This window comes from Streptomyces mobaraensis (genome assembly GCF_020099395.1).
Taxonomy (GTDB): Bacteria; Actinomycetota; Actinomycetes; order Streptomycetales; family Streptomycetaceae; genus Streptomyces.
The window spans coordinates 5,901,347-5,922,760 of record NZ_CP083590.1 but is presented as its reverse complement, the minus strand read 5'-3'; the positions used below and the strand labels follow the sequence as shown (position 1 = coordinate 5,922,760).

At 74.6% G+C, this 21,414-nt stretch carries 18 protein-coding genes and 1 rRNA gene; 6 read left to right on the top strand and 13 right to left on the bottom strand.

Translation table 11 applies throughout. The features are described 5' to 3' along the window. Positions 1 to 25 precede the first annotated feature (25 nt). Positions 26 to 1,594, bottom strand: coding sequence for a hypothetical protein (locus K7I03_RS26175; RefSeq protein ID WP_185946151.1), 1,569 nt, complete (start codon positions 1,592 to 1,594; stop codon positions 26 to 28). A 410-nt stretch (positions 1,595 to 2,004) separates the two neighbouring features. Here K7I03_RS26175 and K7I03_RS26170 point away from each other — a divergent pair, with 410 nt between their 5' ends. Next, positions 2,005 to 3,618 (top strand): PucR family transcriptional regulator, encoded by a 1,614-nt coding sequence (locus K7I03_RS26170; RefSeq protein ID WP_185946150.1) that lies wholly within the window; start codon positions 2,005 to 2,007, stop codon positions 3,616 to 3,618. 202 nt (positions 3,619 to 3,820) lie between these two features. On the opposite strand, the gene K7I03_RS26165 is transcribed toward K7I03_RS26170, so the two are convergent. Next, positions 3,821 to 4,966 (bottom strand): glycosyltransferase family 4 protein, encoded by a 1,146-nt coding sequence (locus K7I03_RS26165; protein WP_185946149.1) that lies wholly within the window; start codon positions 4,964 to 4,966, stop codon positions 3,821 to 3,823. A 286-nt stretch (positions 4,967 to 5,252) separates the two neighbouring features. Beyond that, complete coding sequence (gene recN, locus K7I03_RS26160) at positions 5,253 to 7,004, bottom strand: DNA repair protein RecN (protein ID WP_185946148.1); 1,752 nt, start codon at positions 7,002 to 7,004, stop codon at positions 5,253 to 5,255. A gap of 421 nt (positions 7,005 to 7,425) precedes the next feature. On the opposite strand from recN, the gene K7I03_RS26155 reads away from it, so the two are divergent. Further along, on the top strand, positions 7,426 to 8,865 hold the full coding sequence (locus K7I03_RS26155) for a S41 family peptidase (protein WP_224347221.1): 1,440 nt from the start codon (positions 7,426 to 7,428) through the stop codon (positions 8,863 to 8,865). A 95-nt stretch (positions 8,866 to 8,960) separates the two neighbouring features. Here K7I03_RS26155 and K7I03_RS26150 read toward each other — a convergent pair whose 3' ends face one another. From K7I03_RS26150 to K7I03_RS26140, 3 genes are read right to left on the bottom strand one after another with little or no spacing between them, the layout of a single operon-like run. After that, positions 8,961 to 9,902, bottom strand: coding sequence for an NAD kinase (locus K7I03_RS26150; RefSeq protein ID WP_185946146.1), 942 nt, complete (start codon positions 9,900 to 9,902; stop codon positions 8,961 to 8,963). Next, complete coding sequence (locus K7I03_RS26145; protein ID WP_185946157.1) at positions 9,899 to 10,705, bottom strand: TlyA family RNA methyltransferase; 807 nt, start codon at positions 10,703 to 10,705, stop codon at positions 9,899 to 9,901. The genes K7I03_RS26150 and K7I03_RS26145 overlap by 4 nt, the downstream gene beginning before the upstream one ends. A 13-nt stretch (positions 10,706 to 10,718) precedes the next feature. Next, positions 10,719 to 11,045, bottom strand: coding sequence for a hypothetical protein (locus K7I03_RS26140; protein ID WP_221903707.1), 327 nt, complete (start codon positions 11,043 to 11,045; stop codon positions 10,719 to 10,721). Positions 11,046 to 11,114: 69 nt separating this feature from the next. Between K7I03_RS26140 and K7I03_RS26135 the strand changes: the two genes are divergently transcribed. Further along, positions 11,115 to 11,462 (top strand): sterol-binding protein, encoded by a 348-nt coding sequence (locus tag K7I03_RS26135; protein ID WP_185946145.1) that lies wholly within the window; start codon positions 11,115 to 11,117, stop codon positions 11,460 to 11,462. On the opposite strand, the gene K7I03_RS26130 is transcribed toward K7I03_RS26135, so the two are convergent. The 3 genes from K7I03_RS26130 to K7I03_RS26120 all read right to left on the bottom strand — a co-directional run bounded on the left by K7I03_RS26130 (position 11,440) and on the right by K7I03_RS26120 (position 14,544). Continuing rightward, a complete protein-coding gene (locus K7I03_RS26130; protein WP_185946144.1) occupies positions 11,440 to 12,312 on the bottom strand; it encodes an ABC transporter ATP-binding protein in 873 nt (290 codons plus the stop codon). The two genes, K7I03_RS26135 and K7I03_RS26130, sit on opposite strands and share 23 nt — an antisense overlap. A 112-nt stretch (positions 12,313 to 12,424) precedes the next feature. Beyond that, entirely contained in the window at positions 12,425 to 13,453 is a 1,029-nt protein-coding gene (locus K7I03_RS26125; RefSeq protein WP_185946143.1) for a FecCD family ABC transporter permease, read from the bottom strand. A gap of 44 nt (positions 13,454 to 13,497) precedes the next feature. Beyond that, a complete protein-coding gene (locus tag K7I03_RS26120; RefSeq protein ID WP_221903713.1) occupies positions 13,498 to 14,544 on the bottom strand; it encodes a FecCD family ABC transporter permease in 1,047 nt (348 codons plus the stop codon). A gap of 59 nt (positions 14,545 to 14,603) precedes the next feature. Between K7I03_RS26120 and K7I03_RS26115 the strand changes: the two genes are divergently transcribed. Further along, a complete protein-coding gene (locus K7I03_RS26115; protein ID WP_185946142.1) occupies positions 14,604 to 15,629 on the top strand; it encodes an ABC transporter substrate-binding protein in 1,026 nt (341 codons plus the stop codon). Next, positions 15,626 to 16,459: a siderophore-interacting protein gene (locus tag K7I03_RS26110; protein ID WP_185946141.1), complete on the top strand. Its 834-nt coding sequence runs from the start codon at positions 15,626 to 15,628 to the stop codon at positions 16,457 to 16,459. Before K7I03_RS26115 ends, K7I03_RS26110 begins: the two co-directional genes overlap by 4 nt. Positions 16,460 to 16,625: 166 nt before the next feature. On the opposite strand, the gene K7I03_RS26105 is transcribed toward K7I03_RS26110, so the two are convergent. Further along, positions 16,626 to 17,654, bottom strand: a complete 1,029-nt coding sequence (locus K7I03_RS26105) for an HAD-IIA family hydrolase (RefSeq protein ID WP_185946140.1) — start codon at positions 17,652 to 17,654, stop codon at positions 16,626 to 16,628. A gap of 75 nt (positions 17,655 to 17,729) precedes the next feature. Here K7I03_RS26105 and K7I03_RS26100 point away from each other — a divergent pair, with 75 nt between their 5' ends. Next, positions 17,730 to 19,016, top strand: a complete 1,287-nt coding sequence (locus K7I03_RS26100; protein WP_185946139.1) for a DUF1015 family protein — start codon at positions 17,730 to 17,732, stop codon at positions 19,014 to 19,016. Between the two features lie 78 nt (positions 19,017 to 19,094). On the opposite strand, the gene K7I03_RS26095 is transcribed toward K7I03_RS26100, so the two are convergent. From K7I03_RS26095 to rrf, 3 genes are all read right to left on the bottom strand, one after another. Next, positions 19,095 to 19,880 (bottom strand): tetratricopeptide repeat protein, encoded by a 786-nt coding sequence (locus tag K7I03_RS26095; protein WP_185946155.1) that lies wholly within the window; start codon positions 19,878 to 19,880, stop codon positions 19,095 to 19,097. 50 nt (positions 19,881 to 19,930) lie between these two features. Beyond that, positions 19,931 to 21,070, bottom strand: a complete 1,140-nt coding sequence (locus K7I03_RS26090) for a hypothetical protein (RefSeq protein WP_224347220.1) — start codon at positions 21,068 to 21,070, stop codon at positions 19,931 to 19,933. A gap of 218 nt (positions 21,071 to 21,288) precedes the next feature. Next, positions 21,289 to 21,405 (bottom strand): 5S ribosomal RNA (gene rrf, locus K7I03_RS26085). Positions 21,406 to 21,414 lie beyond the last annotated feature (9 nt).

Here is a 21,414-nt window from a genome sequence, read left to right as displayed (position 1 = left end):
GCCCGCCCGGACCCATGTGACGGAGTCAGTACTTCTTCACGCCCACGTGGTCCACGATCAGCCGCCGCTTGTCGTGGTCGAACGCGAAGTGGATCCGGCCGACCTCGTTGTGGGACGTGGCGTCGCGCACCTTGACGTGCGGCAGGCCGTCGCGCCGGTCGTCGCCGTCGAAGGAGAAGTAGCGCAGCTTCCGGTCCTTCTTGATGGTCAGGTCGCTCGTCGCCACCGTCAGCCCGTGCTGCTCCTTGAACCACTGGGTGATCCGGGGTTTCTTGTCGCTCGGCTGGTCGTAGAGGTCGACCGCGGCCTTGGCGAGGGTGACCAGCTGCGCGGTCATCTCGTCCGGGTGCGGATAGCCGGACGCCCGCCAGGACCGTTCCGCCCCGGCCGTGAACGCGATCCGGTGGTCGGCCGCCTCCTCCAGGGCCCGGTAGGTGGCCTCGGGGGCGGCGGGATCCAGTTCGGGCACCTCCTCCCAGGGATCCGCGGGCTCCCCGGCCTTGGGGTCGTCGCGTTTCACCTCCCGCACGTAGAGGTCCCTCCAGTACTCGGCCTCCCGGCGGGCGGCGTCGGCGTCCCCGGCGGCCTCCAGCCGGGTGGTGAGCGTCTGGGCCTCGCCCTCCCAGAAGGCGACGTCGGCCTCAAGACGGGCCACCCGCTCCTCGTAGACGTCCAGTTGGCGGGCGACGTCGCCCGTCGCCCGGGCCGCCGCGAGGCGTTCGGCGGCGCGCCGGGCGGCGCTGCCCCGGGCGGCCCGGCGCGCGGCCTCCCAGCCGCGGTCCGATCCCCGGGCCACGACGGCGAGTTCGCCGAGGGTGCGCATCCAGCGGAAGCGGGTGGCGGGGTCGGCGACCTCGGCGCGCGCGTACGCGGGGTGGGCGAGCGCCGGCAGCGGCCAGACCAGCCGGGCGCCGCCGTCCGGGACGGCGGCCTCCGGCAGCAGCCGGCGCAGCTCCCGGGCCGTGCCGTAGTTGAGGGTGACGACCTGGGCAAGACCGATCAGCTCGCCGGCCGCCTGCCGGGCGGCCGTCCAGGCGGCGTCCTCCCGGGGGTGCACCAGCAGGATGGGCAGCCGGGTGCGGCCGGCCAGCGACTCGGTGAGCACGGCGGTCTGCGCCGTCTCCCGGATCCGCTCGTACCGCCCGGTCACCCGCTGGCCGAGGACGTGCAGCCGGAGCCCCTCGTCGGCGGCGACCGTCCGCAGCAGCCCGGGCCGGCGCAGCAGCGGATCCTGCACCGGCGCGATCCATCCCCCGTCGACCTCCCGGCCCATCACCACCCGCAGCCCCACCCGTCCCGCGACGGACGACACGGTGATCCGGGTGACGAACCGGCCGACGTCCCCGTCGAGCGGCTGCGTGACGGTGACCCGCACGGCCGTCGCGTCCGGTGGCCCCTCGACGGCCCACTCGACCGTCCGCCCGCCGTGCAACGGCCGCGGCCCGCCGGCGGCCGCCAGCTCCCCCGCCCCGGGCCCGTCCCCCGCGGGCCCGCACAGCCAGGCGCCCACGTGCTCGCGCACCAGCGGGAAGGGGTCCGCGCCGGGCAGGGCGCTGACTTCGGCGTCGAAAACGTAGAGCGGCTGCATCGTCATCCCCCGAGGTCCAGGCTCGACCGGCCGTCGCCGGATCCGGGTCACACTGCCTATCACGCCCCTGCCGCGGGGACGCCGACTATGCGGCAACTTCCGTGGGGGCCGGGCCTCTTCTGCTACGCGCACGCGCGCAGAGCGGAGTGCGGGGACGCCGCTCGGGGCGCCGTCTTCCGGGACACTCGGCCGGGCTGAGACGGGAGGGGACGGGAGGGGCAGCGTCGGGGGGGCGCAGAGGAGCGTGCCGGGGCGCGGACGCCGGCGAAGGAACCCTCACCCGGCTCCACCGCGCCGCCCGCGCACGCCACGGCCGGCCGGGCGCGGGCCCGCTGCGTCCCACGGCGCCCACGCGTCGCCCCGGCGGGCTCCCGGCCACCTCCCGGACACCGGCATCCGTCCCGTAAGTTCACGTCATGCACGCCCAGCCGCCGATACCCGGGATCCCCCGGAGCACCGTGACCGTCGCCCGCGCCCTGGAGCTGCCGGCCCTGCGCCGGGGGCTGCCCGAGGTGCTGGCCGGCGCCGACCGCCTCGACCGTCCGGTGCGCTGGGTGCACGCCGGCGAGGCGCCGCACATCGCGGCGCTCCTCAAGGGCGGCGAGCTGCTGCTGACCACCGGCCTGGGCCTGGGCGCCCGCCCGGCCGAGCAGCGCGCCTTCGTCCGCACCCTGGTGGAACGGGAGATCGCGGCCCTGGTCGTGGAGCTCGGCGCACGCCTGCCCGCGCTGCCCGCCGCCGTCGTGGACGCGGCCCGCGCGGCCGGGCTCCCGCTCGTCCAGCTGCACCGGGAGGTCCCGTTCGTCGCGGTCACCGAGGAGCTCCACACCGAGCTGGTCAACGCGCACTACGCGCTGCTCCGGCGCGCGGACGGCGTCCACCGGCGGTGCACGGAGGCGCTGCTGGACGGCGGCGGGGCGCCCGAAGTGCTGCGGCTGCTGGCCGAGTTCACCGCCAACCCGGTCTTCCTGGAGGCCGCCGACGGGCGGCTCCTCTACGCGGCCGGCCCCGACCCCGCGCCGCCCGGCGCCGCCGACCCGCTCCAGGTGTGGGACGGGCTGCGCCGCGCCGACCTGGCCGGGCGGATGGCCGTGGACGTCCCCGGGCAGGCCCCGGGCGGCCCGCGGGCCCGGCTGACCGTCCTGCCCGTGCACGCGCCGCTGGCCCCGGTGCACCGCGTCGCCGCCGACCGGACGGCCGGCCTGCTGGCGGTCGTCCTCCTCCAGGCCCGCCAGGAGGAGGAGCTGGCGGCCCGGGGGCGCGGCGACTTCCTCACCGACCTCGCCGAGGGCCGGCTCGACCCGGCCGACGCCCCCGCCCTGGCCCGCGTCCTCGGCTTCCGCCCCGGCCCCGGGCCGCTGCTGCCGGTCGTCCTCGACGCCCCGGCGGGCCCCGGCCGGGACACCGGCCCGGCGGCACTGACCTGCGCGGTCCAGGAAGAACTAGCCGCGGCAGGAGTGCCCGTACTGCTGGGCGTCCGGCTGCCCGAGGGCCGGATCCCGCTGCTCGCCGGCCTCCGGGCCGCGGCCGACCGCCCGGCCGTCGCCGACCGGCTCGCCGCCGCCCTGCGCACCGGGGCGCGGCGGGTCCGCTCCCGGCCGCCGGTGGTCGTGGTGGGCGCACCGGCCGACTGGACCACCGCGGGCGCCGCCCTGCGGCACGCCGCCGAGGCGGCGACCGCCGCGACCGGCCTGCCCGACCGCCCCTGGTACGACGCCCGCGCCCTCGACGTCGACCTCCTCCTGTCCCGCCTGCGCGGCCACGACGACCTCGCGGCCTTCGTCGACCGCGTCCTCGGCCCCCTCCTCACCCACGACACCACCGCCCGGACCCCGCTCCTCCCCACCCTGGACACCTACCTCCGCCACGCGGGCCGCAAGGCGGAGACGGCACGGGAGCTGCACGTCAACCGGCAGACGCTGTACGACCGCCTGGCGCGCATCGCCGGCTTGCTGGGAACGGATCCCGACGATCCGGACAGCCGGCTGGCGCTGGGGGTGGCGTTGCGGGGGCGGCGGCTGGTGGGGTGAGGGTGCCCCGGGCCCGCCCTTTCACCGTTTCTTGCGGGGGCAAGCCCCCGCACCCCCGAAACCGCGCTCCGCGCGGTTGTCCTCAAGCGCCGGACGGGCCGATTTCAGCCCGTCCGGCGCTTGAGGACGAGCGGCGAAGCCGCGAAAGGGGGGTCTGGGGCGCAGCCCCAGGGATCGGCGAAGGGGCGGGACCGGGGCACCCCTACCCCCACAACTCGTCGTACACGCTCAGCACATGAGCAACCGCATCGTCCTCCGAAGGCCACCCCGCCCCCAACCGCCGCCCCGCGGCGACAAGCTCGGCCCGCCGCCGCGCGTCGACAAGCACCCGCGACACCGCGCAGGCCAACGCCGAAGCGTCCCCATACGGCACAAGCTCCGCCGCATCGCCGACAAGATCGGGAACACCCCCCACCGCCGTGGCCACCAACGGCACCCCCGCCCGGAAAGCCTCCTGCGCCAGCAGTGCCCGCCCCTCCCACCGACTCGGCAGAATCGCCAGGTCCGCCGCCGCCAGCAACTGCGGCACATCCTCCCGCCGCCCGACGAGCCGCACGGGCAGCCCCTCGTCCTCGATGCGCCGCTGGAGCAACGGCCGCTCAGGCCCCTCCCCGGCGACGACGAGCAGCGGCTCGGGGTCGAGCCGCCGCCAGGAGCGGGCGGCGTCGAGCAGCGGCCCGTACCCCTGGTCGGGTTCGAGCCGCCCGACGGCGAGGAGCAACGGCCGCCCGAGCACGCCCAGTTCGGCGAGCACCTTGTCCCGGGGCACGTCACCTTCCGTCTCCGCTGCGACAACGGCGGCAGCGGCGACAGGGGCGGCGGCCCGCGGCCCGGGGAACCCCACCGGCGTCAGCCGGGCGTCCCGCGCCCCGCGTGACCGCGCCTGGTCCACCAGGTCCGGCGTGGCGCCGAGGACGACCGCGGCGGTCCGCACGGCCCGCCGTTCCATCAGCCGTACGACGTGGGCCCGGGCGCCCGCCGCGCGGACGCGCCGGTGCCAGGTGACCACCAGCGGCGTCGGGCGCCCGTGCAGGGCGAGCGCGGCGAGGAGGCCCCAGCGCAGGCCGTGCGCGTGGACGACGTCCGCGTCGGCGGTCGCCGCCCGGATCCCGGCGACGAGGAGCGCGTCCGTCCCGGCCGGCAGCGGCGTGAACGAGGCGCCGGCCCCGGTGAATCCGTACCGTTCCTCCGTCCACCCGGCCGCGCACACCGTCACCCGCAGCCCCCGCGCGACGAGGCCGGCGGCCAGCGACCGCACATGGGCGCCGCTGCCCGCGCCACCGCCGCCCAGCACCTGGACGGCGTGCGGGGGCGGCCGGCCGTGGGACGTGCCGGATGAACTGCTCACGCGGGAGTGACTCCTGGATCGGCGGGACCGGCGAACCGGCGGATCGGCGGATCGGCGTCGGACGGAAGGAGGCGGGGGTGGCGGCAGGACCGGCGACGGCGCGGTGCCGTTGCCCAGGATGCCAGCCGCCACCGCCGTCCGGGCACCACCGCTCCGCGCCCGGCCCGCCCTGTCTCGCCCGGGCGACTCCGGATTCACCCGGTTTGGGGATTACGAGCCGTTGGCCCGGAGGTCGCCCGACACCACCGAAAGCACCGCCCTGTTACGCGGTGACCGTTTTACTCCCTCACCGCCCGGCCCGCGCCGCCTCCAGCAACTCCTCGGCGTGCGCGCGGGCGAGCCGCGAGTCCTCCTGCCCGGCGAGCATCCGGGAGAGCTCGCGGATCCGGTCCTCGCCCTCCATGGCCTGCACACCGCTGCGGGTCACGGATCCGTCGTGGGTCTTCTCGACCACCAGGTGCCGGTCGGCGAAGGCGGCCACCTGCGGGAGGTGGGTGACGACGACGACCTGCGCGGTCCGCGCGAGCCGGGCCAGGCGGCGGCCGACCTCGACGGCGGCCCGGCCGCCGATGCCCGCGTCGACCTCGTCGAAGAGGTAGGTGGGCACCGGGTCGGAGCCCGCGAACACGACCTCCACCGCGAGCATCACGCGGGACAGCTCACCGCCCGAGGCGCCCTTGGCGATGGGCCGGGGATGGGCGCCGGGGTGCGGGGCGAGCAGCAGCTCGACGTCGTCGGCGCCGTGCGGGCCGTAGGCGACGGCGCGCCCGCCGACCTCGATGCCGGACGCCGGGTCGGCGACCTCGTTCTGCCGGACGGCGAACGAGACGCGCGCGTGCGGCATCGCGAGCTGCGCCAGTTCCTCCGTCACGGCGTCCGCGAATCGTTCCGCCGCCTCGGTGCGCGCGTCGGTCAGCTGCCGGGCGAGGGCGCCCAGTTCATCCCGCAGGGCGTCCCGTTCGGCGGTGAGCTCGGCGATCCGGTCGTCGTCACCCTCCAGTTCACCGAGCCGCGCGGCGCTCCGCTCGGCCCAGGCGAGGACGGCGGCGGCGTCCTCGCCGTACTTGCGCGTCAGGTGCGCGAGGGCGGCCCGCCGCTCCTCGACGGCGGCCAGCCGCCGGGGGTCGGCGTCGAGGTCGGAGGCGTACCCGGCGAGCTCGCCGGCCACGTCGCGGAGCAGGATGCCGAGCTCGCCCGCCCGGTCGGCGAGCGCGGCCAGCGCCGGATCGTGGGAGCGGACGGCCTCCAGCGCCCGGTGGGCGCCGGCGACGAGCGAGGCGGCGTCCACGCCCTCCGGGTCCTCGGGGTCCCCGGCCAGGGCGGCGTGCGCGGCGGTGGCGGCGGAGGCGAGGGACTCGGCGTGGCCCAGCCGCTCGGCCTCGGCGGCGAGTTCGGCGTCCTCGCCGGCCACCGGCGCGACGGCGGCGATCTCGTCGAGGCCGAAGCGCAGCAGGTCCGCCTCCTGGGCGCGCTCGCGGGCCCGGGTGGTCAGCTCGTCGAGCTCGGCGGCGACGGCGCGCAGCCGCCGGTAGGCGTCGGTGTACTTGGCGAGCGGCGCGGCCACCGCCTCCCCCGCGTACCGGTCGAGCGCGGCGCGCTGCCGGGCCGGGCGGAGCAGCCCCTGCTGGTCGGTCTGGCCGTGCACGGCGACGAGGTCGTCGGCGAGCTCGCCGAGCAGCCCGACGGGCACGCCACGCCCGCCGACGTGGGCCCGGGAGCGCCCCTCGGCGGACAGCGTCCGGCTGACGAGCAGCGCCCCGTCGTCGAGCTCGGCGCCCGCCTCCTCGGCCCGCACGGCGGCGGGCGACGCCCGGTCGACGACGATCCGCCCCTCGACCACCGCCGCCTTCGCCCCGACGCGCACGAGCGCCGGGTCGGCCCGGCCGCCGAGCAGCAGCCCGAGGCTGGTCACGACCATGGTCTTGCCGGCGCCGGTCTCACCGGTCACCGCCGTGAAACCTGGTGACAGCTCGACCACCGCGTCGTCAATGACGCCCAAGGACCGGATCCGCATCTCCTCCAACACGGATACGACCATACGAGGTTCCAGGGCCCCATCGCGACGGCCGCCCCTGCGGGCCGTGTCGGGAGGGGCCGGAGGACGAGCCGGGGGCGGGCGCGGGGAGGGGCTTGCAGCGGCCGGAGGACGCGCCGGGACCGGCCCGGGGCCGGTCGAAGGGCCCTGAGAACGCGGCCCCGAGACCGGCCGAGACCCCGGGGGATGTCCGGGAGGGCGACGGGAAACCGCGCCGGCGAGGCCGCCCGAAGCCTGGCCCGACGACGATCGGAGCCACCTGAGAAGGCAGCCTCGGGATCGCCGGGAACCCCCGGGGAGGCCGCCCGAAGCCGTCCGAGGCCGCCCCGAGGGCCCCGCCTGGGACCGGCCGGGGGACAACCCCACCACCATTCCGGGTGACCGCCGCATGGCCCGCCCCGCCCGCCCCCGACAGGCTGGAGCCATGAGCCCACGCCCGCGCCCACGCCCCCACCCCCGTACCCGCCACACCGCCGCCGTCCTCCTCACGACGGCCGTCGCCCTGACGACCGCCGCGGCCGGCATCGCGCCGGCTCCGGACCAGGCCGCCGCCGCACCCCGGCAGGACGGCGTGTGGCGCACGGACGGCTACGGCACCCTGGTCTCCATCGAGGACGGCGGCCGCCGCCTCCGCATGTACGACACCACGGCGGTGAGCTGCCTGCCCGGGCTGCTGGAGGCGAAGGGGAACGGCTCCGGCCGGTTCACCGACGCGGAGGGCGCGGGCCTGACGATCGACGCCGCCGGCCGCGACCGGGCGCGGCTCGCCTACGAAGGGAGCGTCGGCCACGTCACCCTGCGCCGCGTCGGAGCGCTGCCCGCCGACTGCACGGCCGGCCCGAAGCCGGGCGAGGGCGGGCGGCCCGACCCGCGCCGCGTCTTCGACGTCTTCTGGCGGACGTACGCCGAGAACTACCCGTTCTTCAAGGCCCACGGGGTCGACTGGAAGGCGGTGGGCGACCGCTTCCGCCACCGGGTCACGGCGCACACCACCGACGACGAACTGTTCGACGTCCTCCGGCAGATGATCGAGCCGCTGCACGACGGGCACACCAGCCTCGTGGCGAGCAAGGACAAGCGCTTCGGCGGCCACCGGGCGGACACGACGCTGCCGACGCCGGAGTCCATGGCCCGGATCGACAAGGCCGTCGCCGAGGCCGTCGGCGTACCGCTGCGCACCTGGGCGCAGGGGGCGCTCTCGTACGCCGGCCTCCCCGACGGCACGGGGTACCTGCGGATCACCCGCTTCACCCGGTTCGCCGCGAAGGGCGGCCCGAAGGCGGACGAGGCCGAGCTGGACCGGGCCCTGGACCACGTCCTCGCCCGCGCCCCGCGCCGGCTGATCGTCGACCTCCGCTTCAACGGGGGCGGCTCGGACCGCCTCGGCATCCGCATCGCCGAGCGCCTCACCGACCGCCCGTACACGGCCTACCTGAAGCACGCCCGCAACGACCCCGACAACCCCCGGAAGTTCACCCCGCCCGTCCCCGTAAGGGTCACCCCCTCCGGCTCCCCCCGCTACACCGGCCCCGTGGCCGTCCTCACCGGCCGCCTCACCATCAGCGCCGGCGAAACCTTCACCCAGGCCCTGATGGGCCGCTCCCCCGCCCCCGTCCGCATCGGCGAGAACACCCAGGGCGCCTTCTCCGACGTCCTGGAACGCCGGCTCCCGAACGGCTGGACGTTCGGGCTCCCCAACGAGGAGTTCATGCGTCCGGGTGACCGGCGGACGTACGACGTGACGGGCATCCCGCCGACGATCCGGACGCCGGTCTTCACGGAGGAGGAGTTCGCGGCACACCGCGACTCGGCACTGGAGCGGGCACGGCGGCTGCCAACGCCTTCCAGCCCGTCCGGCGCTTGAGGACGAGCGGCGAAGCCGCGACAAGCGGGGTCTGGGGGCAGCCCCAGGAAACGGCGAGAGGCGGGCCAGGGGCACAGCCCGCCGCAGGCGCCCCCCTAGTGCGGCGCCCCCCGCCACCCCGCCACCGGCAGAGCGAACTTCGCCACCAACCGATCAGTAAACGAAGCATGATGCAACCGCGCCAAGCGGACAGGCACAGCCCCCCGCCGCACCTCCACCCGAGCCCCCGCCGGCAGCTCCACACTCCGCCGCCCGTCACACCACAGCACCCCGTTCGGCGTCTGCGGCTGCACCTCCACCGCCAGCACCGAGTCCGGCGCGGTCACCAGCGGCTTGGCGAACAGCGCGTGAGCGCTGATCGGCACCATGAGCAACGCCTCGACCTCAGGCCACACCACAGGCCCGCCAGCGGAAAAGGCATAAGCGGTGGACCCAGTAGGAGTGGCACACACCACCCCGTCCCCCCCAAACCGCGAAACCGGCCGCCCATCAACCTCGGTGACGACTTCAAGCAGCCGCTCCCGCGCCGCCTTCTCCACCGACGCCTCGTTGAGCGCCCAGTCGGTGTGCACGATGTGCCCGTCCGTCCGGACGAGCACGTCGAGGGTCATCCGCTCCTCGACCTCGTACTCCCGCGTCACGACCCGGTCCACGACCTTGTCGAGGTCGTCCCGCTCGGCCTCGGCGAGGAAGCCGACCCGGCCGAGGTTGACGCCCAGCATGGGCACCCCGGAGCTGCGCGCGAACTCGGCGCCGCGCAGCAGCGTGCCGTCCCCGCCGAGGACGACGATCAGCTCACACCCGTCCAGCACGTCCGGCCGCTCCGGCCCGGTCTCGACGCGCTCGACGGACGGCGGCAGCGGCAGGTCGGCGGCCTCCTCGGCGAGCACCCGCACCCCGATGCCGCACCGCAGCAGCCCCTGGACGACGAGCTCGGCGCTGCGGATGGCCGCCGGCCGCCCGGTGTGCGCGAGCAGGAAGACCGTCCGGCCGTTCTCGCTCCGCGATGTCTCCGATGTCGCTTCTGTAGTGGTCACCGAGGCCCCTCCGCCACCGCACGGTCAACGTCCGCCGGGTCCAGTTCGGGCGCACCGGCGCGCAGCCACAGAAAGTACTCGACGTTGCCGGACGGCCCGGGCAGCGGGCTGGCGGTGACGCCGAGGACGCCGAGCCCCAGTTCGGCGGCGCGGCGGGCGACTTCGCGCACCGCCTCGGCGCGCAGCTCGGGGCTGCGTACGACGCCGCCGCTGCCGAGCCGCTCCTTGCCGACCTCGAACTGCGGCTTGACCATCATCACCAGGTCCGCGCCGGGCGCGGTGCACGCCACCAGGGCGGGCAGCACCAGGCCGAGCGGGATGAACGACAGGTCGCCGACGACGAGGTCGACGGGCTCCCCGTCGATCTGCTCCAGGGTCAGCTCCCGCACATTGGTCCGGTCCTTCACCGTGACCCGCTCGTCGCTCTGCAGCGACCAGGCGAGCTGCCCGTACCCGACGTCGACGGCGACGACGTGCGCGGCGCCCGCGCGCAGCAGGACGTCGGTGAAGCCGCCGGTCGAGGCCCCGGCGTCGAGCGCGCGCCGCCCCTCGACCTTCAGCCCGAGCGGGACGAACGCGGCGAGCGCGCCCGCGAGCTTGTGCCCGCCGCGCGAGACGTAGTCGGGGTCGCTGTCGTCCTGGGTGACGACGATCGCGGCGGCGGTCTCCACCTGGGTGGCGGGTTTGGTGGCCGTCGCGCCGCCGACGGTCACCCGGCCCGCGGCGATCAGCTGGCTCGCGTGCTCGCGGGAACGGGCCAGCTTGCGGCGCACCAGCTCGGCGTCGAGGCGGCGGCGGGTCACTCCCACGGGCGGTTCAGCTCCTGTTGTCGTACGGACGCGTGGGGACCGGCGGTCGGTCGGGGCGCTCGTCGAGGGCGGCGAGCGCGGACCGCAGGCCCTGGTGTACATCCTCGTACACGGCCAGGTGGCCGTCGGCGGCGAGGTGGTCGGCGTCCGCGAGCCGGGCCAGGTGGGCGTCCACGCCGGGGTGCCCGGTGGGGGTGCGGTCGACGCCGAGGGGCCGCGGCCCGGCGGGCTCCACCGCCTCCGGAGGCGCTTCCGGAGCCTCTTCGGCACCCGCGGTCCCGTCGGCTCCGGACACCGCCACCCCCGCCCCCTCCGTCACGACGTTTTCGCTCATGCCCCTGACGCTACCCCGGCCCGCCCGCTTCTCCGGTGTTCGCCTCCGCGCGGTGTACCGTCCAGGGCAATGGCGACCACCGAGGAGTGCCGCAGCGCGCTCGACAGACTGGCCCGGAACCTCGCGGGCGCGGACGAGAGGCTCCGCGGCGCCGCGATGCTCGACCGCTCCCTGAGCTGCCATGTGACCGACCTGGACCTCACCTTCGTGGGGCACCTGCGCGAGGGCCGGCTCATGGAGGTTCGGGCGGTGCCGGGCGTCCCGGACCGGCGGGCGGAGATCGGGCTGGAGATGACCGGCGACGACCTCGTCGGCCTGGTCGACGGCCGGCTGAACTTCGCGCGGGCCTGGGCGAGCGGCCGGGTGAAGATCAGGGCGGGCCTGGTGGACGTCCTCAGGCTGCGCTCGATCCTGTGACCCCGGCCCCGGCGGCCACCACGGCGTCCGGCGCGTCCGACGCGCCCGCCCCCTTCCGTCCCCGCCGCGCCTGCCGCGCGGCCGGTACGACGAGGGGCGTCCCGGTCTGCGGATCGTCGATGATCTGGCAGCTCAGCCCGAACACCTCCGCCACCAGCTCGGACGTGACGATGTCGCTCGGCGCGCCCTCCGCGACGACCTTCCCGCCCCGCATGGCGATCAGGTGGGTCGCGTAGCGGGCGGCGTGGTTGAGGTCGTGCAGGACGGCGACGAGCGTCCGGCCCTGCTCCTCGTGCAGCTCGGCGCAGAGGTCGAGGACCTCGATCTGGTGCTGGATGTCGAGGTAGGTGGTGGGCTCGTCCAGGAGCAGCAGCGGGGTCCGCTGGGCGAGGGCCATGGCGATCCACACGCGCTGCCGCTGCCCGCCGGAGAGCTCGTCGACGTGCCGGTCGGCGAGTTCGGCGACGCGGGTGGCCTCCATCGACTCCTGGACGATCCGCTCGTCCTCGGGCGACCACTGCCGCAGCAGCCCCTGGTGCGGGTACCGGCCGCGGGCGACGAGGTCGGCGACGGTGATGCCGTCCGGCGCCACGGACGACTGCGGCAGCAGGCCGAGCGTCCGGGCCACCTTCTTGGCCGGGTACGAGCCGATGGCCTGGCCGTCCAGGAGCACGGACCCGGTCGCCGGCTTGAGCATCCGGGACAGGGCGCGCAGCAGCGTGGACTTGCCGCAGGCGTTGGGGCCGACGATGACGGTGAAGGAGTTGTCGGGGATCGCGACGGAGAGGTCTTCCGCGATGACCCGCCGGTCGTAGGCGAGGGTGACGGATTCGGCCTGCAGTCGGCTCATGGTGTGGACTCCTTGTCCGTACGTGATCGTGTGCGCCTTCGCGTGTCCGGGCGTGCCGCCGTCCCCGGACGTCCCTTCGCCCCGGCCGCCGTCATCCCCGTCCCGCACGCCGTCATCCCCGCCCCGCCCGGCGTTCCGCGTGGAGCAGCCACAGCAGGTAGCAGCCGCCGAGCATGCCGGTGAGGACGCCGACGGGCAGCCGGTCGGCGCCGAACAGGTGCTGCGACGCCCAGTCGGCGGTGACGAGGAGGGCCGCGCCGGTGCAGGCGGCGGCGGTGAGGCAGGGACCCGGGGAGCCGGTGATGCGCCGGGCGACCTGCGGGGCGGAGAGGGCGACGAAGGCGATGGGCCCGGCGGCGGCCGTGGCGGCGGCGGTCAGCAGCACGGCGGCGGTCAGCGACACCAGCCGCGTCCGCTCGACCCGCACCCCGAGCGCGTACGCCGTGTCGTCGCCCATCTCCAGCATGCGCAGGTCGCGCCCCTGGCTCAGGACGACGGGGACGAGCACGGCGCAGACCGCGAGCAGCGGCCACACCTGCTTCCAGTCGCGCCCGTTGAGGGAGCCGACCATCCAGGTGGTGGCCCGCGTCGCGTCGTTGAGGTCGGCCTGCGTCAGCAGATAACCGACCACCGACGTGAGGATGGCGGTCATACCGATGCCGACGAGGACGAACCGCTGCCCGTGCACGCCCTTCTGCCACGCGAGCAGGTAGATGGCCGCGCCGGCGAGCAGCCCGCCGGCCAGCGCGCCGCCGGAGACGGCGGTGGGCGTGCCCTGGAACAGGACGATGACCGACAGCGCCCCGACGGTCGACCCCTGCGCGATGCCGAGCACGTCCGGGCTGCCCAGCGGGTTGCGGGAGACGGACTGGAAGACCGCGCCGGCCAGCGCCAGCGCCGCGCCGACGAGCAGGGCGACGAGGACGCGGGGCAGCCGCAGGTCGTCGACGATGAACTCCTGCGCGGGCGTGCCGCCGCCGGTCAGCGTGCGGACGACCTCGCCGGGCGTCAGCGGGTAGTCGCCGGTGCCGATGAGGGCGACGGACGCGGCGAGCGCGGCGGCGGCCAGGAGCAGTACGGTGAGCACCGCGCGGGGCGCGACCCGCACGGACAGCCCGCCGGGGGTACGGACGACGTGCACGGTCCTTCTCGGTTCGCTGCCGGGCACGACCCGGCGCCGGACGCTCACAGCCCCGCCGTCCGTCGGCGCCGGATGAGGCGGATGAACAGGGGCCCGCCGACGAGCGCGGTGACGATGCCGACCTGGAGCTCGGAGGGGCGGGCGACGACCCGGCCCAGGATGTCCGTGCCGAGCAGCAGGACGGGCGCGAGGAGCGCCGCGTAGGGCAGCACCCAGCGCAGGTCGGGCCCGGTGAAGGAGCGGACCATGTGGGGCACCATCAGCCCCACGAAGACGATGGGCCCGCAGGCGGCCGTCGCCGCGCCGCACAGCAGGGTGACGGCGGCGAGGCCGAGCACCCGGGTGACGGCCGGCCGGGTGCCGAGCGCCCGTGCCTGGTCGTCGCCGAGGGCCATGGCGTTGAGCGGCCGGGTCAGCGCGAAGGCGAGCACGACGCCGACGCCGATGAACGGCGCGACCTGCCCGACCAGCGTCGCGTTGGCGGACGCCAGCGAGCCGACCGTCCAGAACCGCATCCGGTCGAGCGCGGCCGAGTCGGTCAGTTCCACCGCGTACACATAGCCGTTGAGGACGGCGGTGACGGCGGTGCCCGCGAGGGCCAGCCGGACCGGTGTGGCACTCCGGCTGCCGCCGAGCACATGGACGACGACGGAGACGACGGCCGCGCCGAGGAACGCGAACCACACGTAGCCGGTGAGCGAGGTGACGCCGAAGAAGCTGATGCCGGACACGACGGCCGCGGCCGCCCCCGAGCTGATGCCGAACAGCCCGGGATCGGCGAGGGGGTTGCGGGTCAGCGCCTGCATGACGGTCCCGGCGAGGCCGAGCGCGGCCCCGGCGAGGATGCCGAGGAGAGTGCGCGGGACCCGCAGGTCCCGTACGACGACGTCGGTCTCGCTCCCGCTGTAATGGAAGAGCCCGTGCCAGACCTGGTCCAGGGGAACCTGCTTGGCGCCGACGGCGACCGACGCCATGGCGACGGCGAGCAGGAGGCCCGCGGCGGCCAGCAGCCCGAGGGCGCGCACGGCGTTGCGGCGGGGCACGGCCTCGGGGGAGGTGCCCGGTGGTACGTGGGGTGAGACGACGGCCAACACGTGGTTAGGTTAGCCTACCCTCAACATCGTTCCTGACCGAGAGAAGCACCGCCCCCATGAGCACCACCCGCACCACCGTACTGTCCCGACGTGGCCTTCTCACGGCCGGTGGCGCCCTCGGCCTGGGCGCCCTGCTCACGGCGTGCGGCAGCGGCGGCTCCTCCGGATCCTCCTCGGACAACGGCTCGGGCAAGAGCGGCCCCTGGACCTTCAAGGACGACCGCGGCACCACGGTGAAGGCGGGCAGCACCCCGAAGCGCGTCGTCGCCTTCACCGGAACCGCCGCCGCCCTCCACGACTTCGGCGTCGAGTGCGTCGGCGTCTTCGGCCCGACCACCCTCAAGAACGGCAAGCCCGACCCGCAGGCCGGCGACCTCGACGTGGCCAAGGTGAAGGTCCTGGGCAACACCTGGGGCGAGTTCAGCGTGGAGAAGTACGCGAGCCTCAACCCGGACCTGCTCGTCACCAACATGTTCGAGCCCGGCGCCCTCTGGTATGTGCCCGACGACAGCAAGGACAAGATCCTCGGCCTGGCCCCCAGCGTCGGCCTCACCTCCGCCCGCGTCTCCATGCTCAAGCCCATCGAGCGCTACGCCGAACTCGCCGCCTCCCTCGGCGCCGACCTCAAGGCGAAGAAGGTCACCGACGCCAAGGCCCGCTTCGAGAAGGCCGCCGAGACCCTGCGCCGGACCGCCAAGTCCCACCGCGTCAAGGTCATGGCCGCCTCCGGCAGCGCCGACCTCTTCTACGTCTCCAACCCGGCCGTCAACGCCGACCTGATGTACTTCCGCGAGCTCGGCGTGGACTTCGTCGTCCCCCAAAAGCTCGACAAGGGCGGCTACTTCGAGAGCCTCAGCTGGGAGAACGCCAACAAGTACGAGGCCGACCTGATCCTCCTGGACAGCCGCACCTCGGCCCTCCAGCCCAAGGACCTCTCCGCCAAGCCCACGTGGGCCAAACTCCCCGCCGTCGAAGCCGGCCAGGTCAGCCCCTGGCTCAGCGAACCGCGCTTCTCCTACGCGGGCTGCGCACCCCTCCTGGAGAACCTCGCCGCCGCCATCGAGAAGGCGAAGAAGCTGTGACCGCCCCCGCCCTCCCCTACGGCTTCTTCGACGTCCACGTCGTACGCACCGAACGGATCGGCACCGCCCTCGTCCGCGTGACGCTCGGCGGCGACCGCCTCGGCGACCTGGTCACCGACGGCCGGGACCAGCGCTTCAAGCTCTTCCTCCCCCGCCCGGGCCAGGAAGCTCCGCTGCTCCCGTACCCCTTGGACGAAGGCTGGTACGCACACTGGCGAGCCCAGGACCCGTCCACCCGGCCGGTCATGCGCACCTACACCATCCGCGCCCTGCGCCACCTCCCGGACGGCACGACGGAACTGGACGTCGACTTCGTCCAGCACGGCGACGCCGCCCACAGCGGCCCGGCCTCCCTCTGGTCCCGCACGGCCCGCCCGGGCGACCGCGCGGCGATCCTCGCCCCCGTCGTCCACGACAACGGCGGCGCCGACTACCGCCCGCCGCCCGGCACCGACTGGACCCTGATCACGGCCGACGAGTCCGCCCTCCCGGCGGTGGCGGGCATCCTCGCGTGGCTGCCCGCCGACATGCCTGCCCACGTCTGGATCGAGATCCCCCACCCGGACGACATCCAGCCCCTCCCCACGGCCGCGAACGCCGACATCACCTGGCTGATCCGCGACAAGGACCCCACGATCACCGACGCCGTCCGGACGGCCCCCTTCCCCGAGGGCACCCCCTACGCCTGGACAGCCGGCGAAGCGGGCACCATCCGCACCCTCCGCCGCCACCTGATCAACGACCGAGGAATCGACCGCAAGGCGATCACCTTCACGGGCTACTGGCGCAAGGGAAAAACGGAAGAACAACTCCTGGACGAACTGGCCTGACCCACCAGCCCGTCCGGCGTTTGAGGACAGCACACGAGGCACTCCCCCACCCACCCCCGCCCCACTCCAGCCCGTCCGGCGCTTGAGGACAGCGCGCGCAGCGCGCTGCGGGGGTGCGGGGGCTTGCCCCCGCAGGAAACGGCGAAAGGGCGGAACTGGGGCACCCCTACCAGCCCAAGCGGCCGAGCACCTCCCCCGCGTCGGCACCACAGGCGCCATCACCCGCAGCGCTCCACGCCACCCCGCACAACGCCCGCAACCCATCAATCCGCTCCCCATCCCCATCCAGGACAAGAAGCCCATCGCGCAGGGAAGCGATCCACCCCCCACACCGAAACCCCCCGTCCACCACGTCGACGACAGGCTGCACCTCCAACAACCCCCGCAAATCCTCCGCCACGAAAGTGGCGCGATGCTCCGGCCGAGCAGCCAACACCTCAGCCGCCGTAGTCACCCCGGTAAGCACCAGCAACGAGTCGACACCCCCCGCATGCGCCCCCTCGATATCCGTGTCGAGCCGGTCCCCGACCACAAGCGGCCGCTCGGCCCCCGTCCGCAACACGGTCTCCCGATGCATGGGAGGCAGCGGCTTCCCGGCGACCTGCGGCACCCGCCCGGTAGCGATCTTCACGACCTCCACGGCCGCACCGTTCCCCGGCGCGATCCCCCGCCCACTGGGAATGGTCAGATCCGTGTTGGACGCGAACCACGGCAGCCCCCGAGCCACGGCATAAGAAGCCTCCATCAGCCGAGACCAGGGCATATCCGGCCCCCCGTACCCCTGAGCGACGGCAGCCGGATCGTCATCCACCGACTCCACGGGCACCAGCCCCCGCTCCCGCAGCGCCACCCGCAGCCCCTCCGCCCCGATCACGAGCACCCGCGACCCGGCCGGCAGCTGCTCCGCTATCAGCCGGGACACGGCCTGCGCGGAGTTAATGACATCTCCCGGCTCGGCCGGGATCCCCAGCTCGGTCAGGTGCGCCGCCACCACATCGGGCGTCCGCGCCGCGTTGTTCGTCACGTACGCCAGGTGCATCCCCTCCTTCCGCGCCGTCTCCAGCGACGCGACGGCGTGCGGGATGGCTTCGCCCCCGGCGTACACCACGCCGTCGAGATCCAGCAGGGCGGTGTCATAGGCCTCGCTCAGCCGGCGCTCGCTGCCGCCGGGCCGGGTCCGGACGCTCTCGTTCATACGGAGTTCGCTCCTTGTGCTGTTCGTCTCTGTCTCGATCATTGCTCATCCGGCCAGGGGACATAACATTTACTGATGAGCAATCCGGATCCTGCCGGGCACGGCCTGCGACTCGCCCCCTTCCGAGGTCTGCGCTACGTCCCGGAACGGGTGGGCAGCCTCGCGGCCGTGACCTCGCCACCGTACGACGTCGTCGTCCGGCCCGACGGGCTGCGCCACCTCGAGACCGCCGATCCGCACAACATCGTCCGGTTGATCCTCCCGCAGGCCGCCACCGCCGCCGACCGGCACCGCCGGGCCGCCGACACCCTGCGCCGCTGGCAGGAGGAACGCATCCTGGCACCGGACCCGGAACCCGCGCTCTACGTGTACGAACAGCGGGGCGACGGCATACTCCAGCGCGGCCTCATCGGCGCCCTGCGCCTCACCCCCCGCGAGGAGAAGATCGTCCTCCCCCACGAGGACGTGATGCCGCACGTCGTCGAGGACCGCGCCGCCCTGATGCGGGACACGGGCGCCAACCTGGAGCCGCTCCTCTTCGCGTACCGGGGCGACGGCACGGCGACCGGCGCGGCGGCCGTCATCGAACGCGTCACGGGCACCACCCCCCTCCTCTCCACCACCACTGACGACGGTTTCGCCCACCGCCTCTGGTCCGTCACCGACCCCGACGACCTGACCCGCATCGGCGACGACCTCTCCCGCCGCCAGGCCCTCATCGCCGACGGCCACCACCGCTGGGCCACCTACCAGCGGCTCCGCGCCGAACAGCCGGCGCCGGGCCCCTGGGACTTCGGCCTCGTCCTCCTCGTGGACACGGCCCGCTACCCCCTGCGCGTCAGGGCCATCCACCGCCTCCTGCACCGCCTGCCGCTCGCGGACGCGCTGACGGCCGTAACGGGCGCGTTCCGCGTCCGCACCCTGGACACCCCGCTGCCGGCGGCCCTGGAGGCCCTGGAGGAGGCGACGGCGGCCGACGAGCACGGCAACGCCTTCCTCCTCGCCGGAGACGGCCGCTTCCACCTCCTCGACCGCCCGGACCCGGACCTGCTGGCCCGTACGGTCCCGTCCGGCCGCCCGCGGGCCTGGCGCGAGCTCGACGCCACGGTCCTGCACTCGGTCCTGCTGGAACACGTGTGGCGGGTGAGCGACGACCCCGAGCACATCACCTACATCCACGACACGGCCGCGGCCGTCGCCCAGGCGGAGCGGCACGGCGGCACGGCCGTACTCATGCACCCCGTGCGCGAGGAAGTGGTCCACGAGCTCGCCGCCCAGGGCGTGACGATGCCGCGCAAGTCGACCTCCTTCGGCCCCAAACCGGCCACGGGCCTGGTCCTACGCAGCCTCACCCTGGACTGACGCCACACGAAAAACGGCGGTGGGGTGGAATCCGTACGGATTCCACCCCACCGCCGTTCACCCAGGAAACTCAGCGCCTCAGCGCGCGTCGCCGCCCTCGACGGGCTTCTCGCCGTCCTTCTCGTCGGCGGCCTCGGCCGCCTCTTCCTTCGCCTCGTCTTCCTTCGCGTCGTCAGCGGCCTCGATCACCGCGTCCTCGGCGTCCTTGACGTCCTCCGCCTCCTCGACGTCCGCGAGAACGTCGGTGAACTCGACACCGTCGAGCTCGGCGAGCCGGTCGGACGCGTTGGTGGTACCGCCCTGGTCGGCCTCCAGGGCCTTGGCGAACCACTCGCGGGCCTCGGCCTCACGGCCGACGTCGAGCAGCGCGTCGGCGTACGCGTACCGCAGCCGGGCCGTCCAGGGCTGGACGGAGTTCGACGCCAGCTCGGGGCTCTGCAGCGTGACGACGGCGGCCTCGGCCTGTCCCATGTCCTTACGGGCACCGGCGGCCACCAGGCGCATCTCCACCTGGCCGGCCTTGTCGAGCTTCTGCACCTCGGGCTCGCCGGCCATGGCCAGCGCCCGCTCCGGACGGCCCATGCCTCGCTCGCAGTCCGCCATGACGGGCCACAGCTCGACGGAACCGGTCATCCGGCGCGCCGCACGGAACTCGGCCAGCGCCTCGGAGTAGCGGGCGGTCGCGTACGACGCGAAACCGGCGGCCTCCCGGACGGCGGCGACGCGCGAGGCGAGCCGCAGGGCCACCCGCGAGTAGCCGTACGCCTGCTCGGCGTCCTCGTCGAGCAGCTTGGCCACCATGACCAGGTTGCGGGCGACGTCCTCGGCGAGCGTCTTCGGCAGGCTCATGAGCTCCTGCCGCACGTCCGCGTCGATCTCCTCGCCGGTCACGTCGTCGGGGATGGGCAGCCGCTTCACCGGCTCCCGCTCGCCGCGGTCACGGTCCCGGTCGTCCCGGCGGCCGTAGCCACCGCGCGACCGGTCGTCCCGCCCACGGTAGCCCCCGCCCTGCCGGTCCCGGTCACGGTCGTCACGCCGCCCGTAACCACCACCGGCCGGCCGGCCGCCACGGTCGTCACGACGGAACCCGCCACGGTCGCGGTCGTCCCGCCGGTCATCACGCCGGAAGGCAGGACGCTCGTCGCGCCGGAAGCCACCCCGCTCGTCGTCCCGACGCGGACCACGCTCATCACGCCGGTCATCACGGCGGAAGGCCGGCCGCTCATCGCGACGGAACCCACCCCGCTCGTCATCACGACGCGGACCACGGTCGTCGCGCCGGTCATCACGCCGGAAACCGGGACGCTCGTCACGGCGGGGACCACGGTCGTCACGGCGGTCGTCGCGCCGGTCGTCACGGCGGAAGGCCGGGCGCTCGTCGCGCCGGAAGCCACCCCGCTCGTCATCACGACGCGGACCACGCTCATCACGCCGGTCATCACGACGGTACGAGGGCCGATCGGCGTCCCGACGCTCATCGCGACGGAAGCCGCCACGGTCGTCATCACGACGGGGGCCGCGATCGTCGCGCCGGTCGTCACGGCGGAAGCCCGGACGCTCGTCGCGCCGGAAGCCACCCCGCTCGTCATCACGACGCGGACCACGCTCATCACGCCGGTCATCACGACGGTACGAGGGCCGGTCCGCGTCCCGACGCTCATCGCGACGGAACCCACCACGGTCATCGTCACGACGCCCGTAGCCGCCGCCACCGCCGAAGGAGGGCCGACCGCCGCGGTCGTCGCGGCGGAAGCCGCCACGGTCGTCATCACGGCGGGGGCCGCGGTCGTCACGACGCTCGTCGCGCCGGTCGTCACGGCGGAAGGCCGGGCGCTCGTCGCGCCGGAAGCCACCCCGGTCGTCGTCCCGACGCGGACCACGGTCGTCGCGCCGGTCATCACGGCGGAAGCCGCCGCGGTCGTCATCGCGACGGCCGTAGCCACCGCCACCGGAGGGACGGCCACCACGGTCGTCGCGGCCGCCGCGGTAGCCGCCGCGGTCGTCGTCACGTCGGCCGTAGCCGCCGCCGGAGGGACGACCGCCGCGGTCGTCACGGCGGAAGCCGCCCCGCGGCCCGCCGTGGCGGTCGCCGCCCGAACGGTCGTCGGGAGAGTTGGTGGACATCGACGTGACTCCTGTCTTGAGGTACCGCAGCCATTCTCGCGCAGCCGGCGTGCGGATGCGCTTCGACAAAAATGCTGCACTTCAATAAAAAGCAAAAGGACCCTTGGTCCCAGCGTGAACGCTGGGACCAAGGGTCCTTGAAAATATTGTTCGGCGGCGTCCTACTCTCCCACACGGTCCCCCATGCAGTACCATCGGCGCTGAAAGGCTTAGCTTCCGGGTTCGGAATGTAACCGGGCGTTTCCCTAACGCTATGACCACCGAAACCCTATCG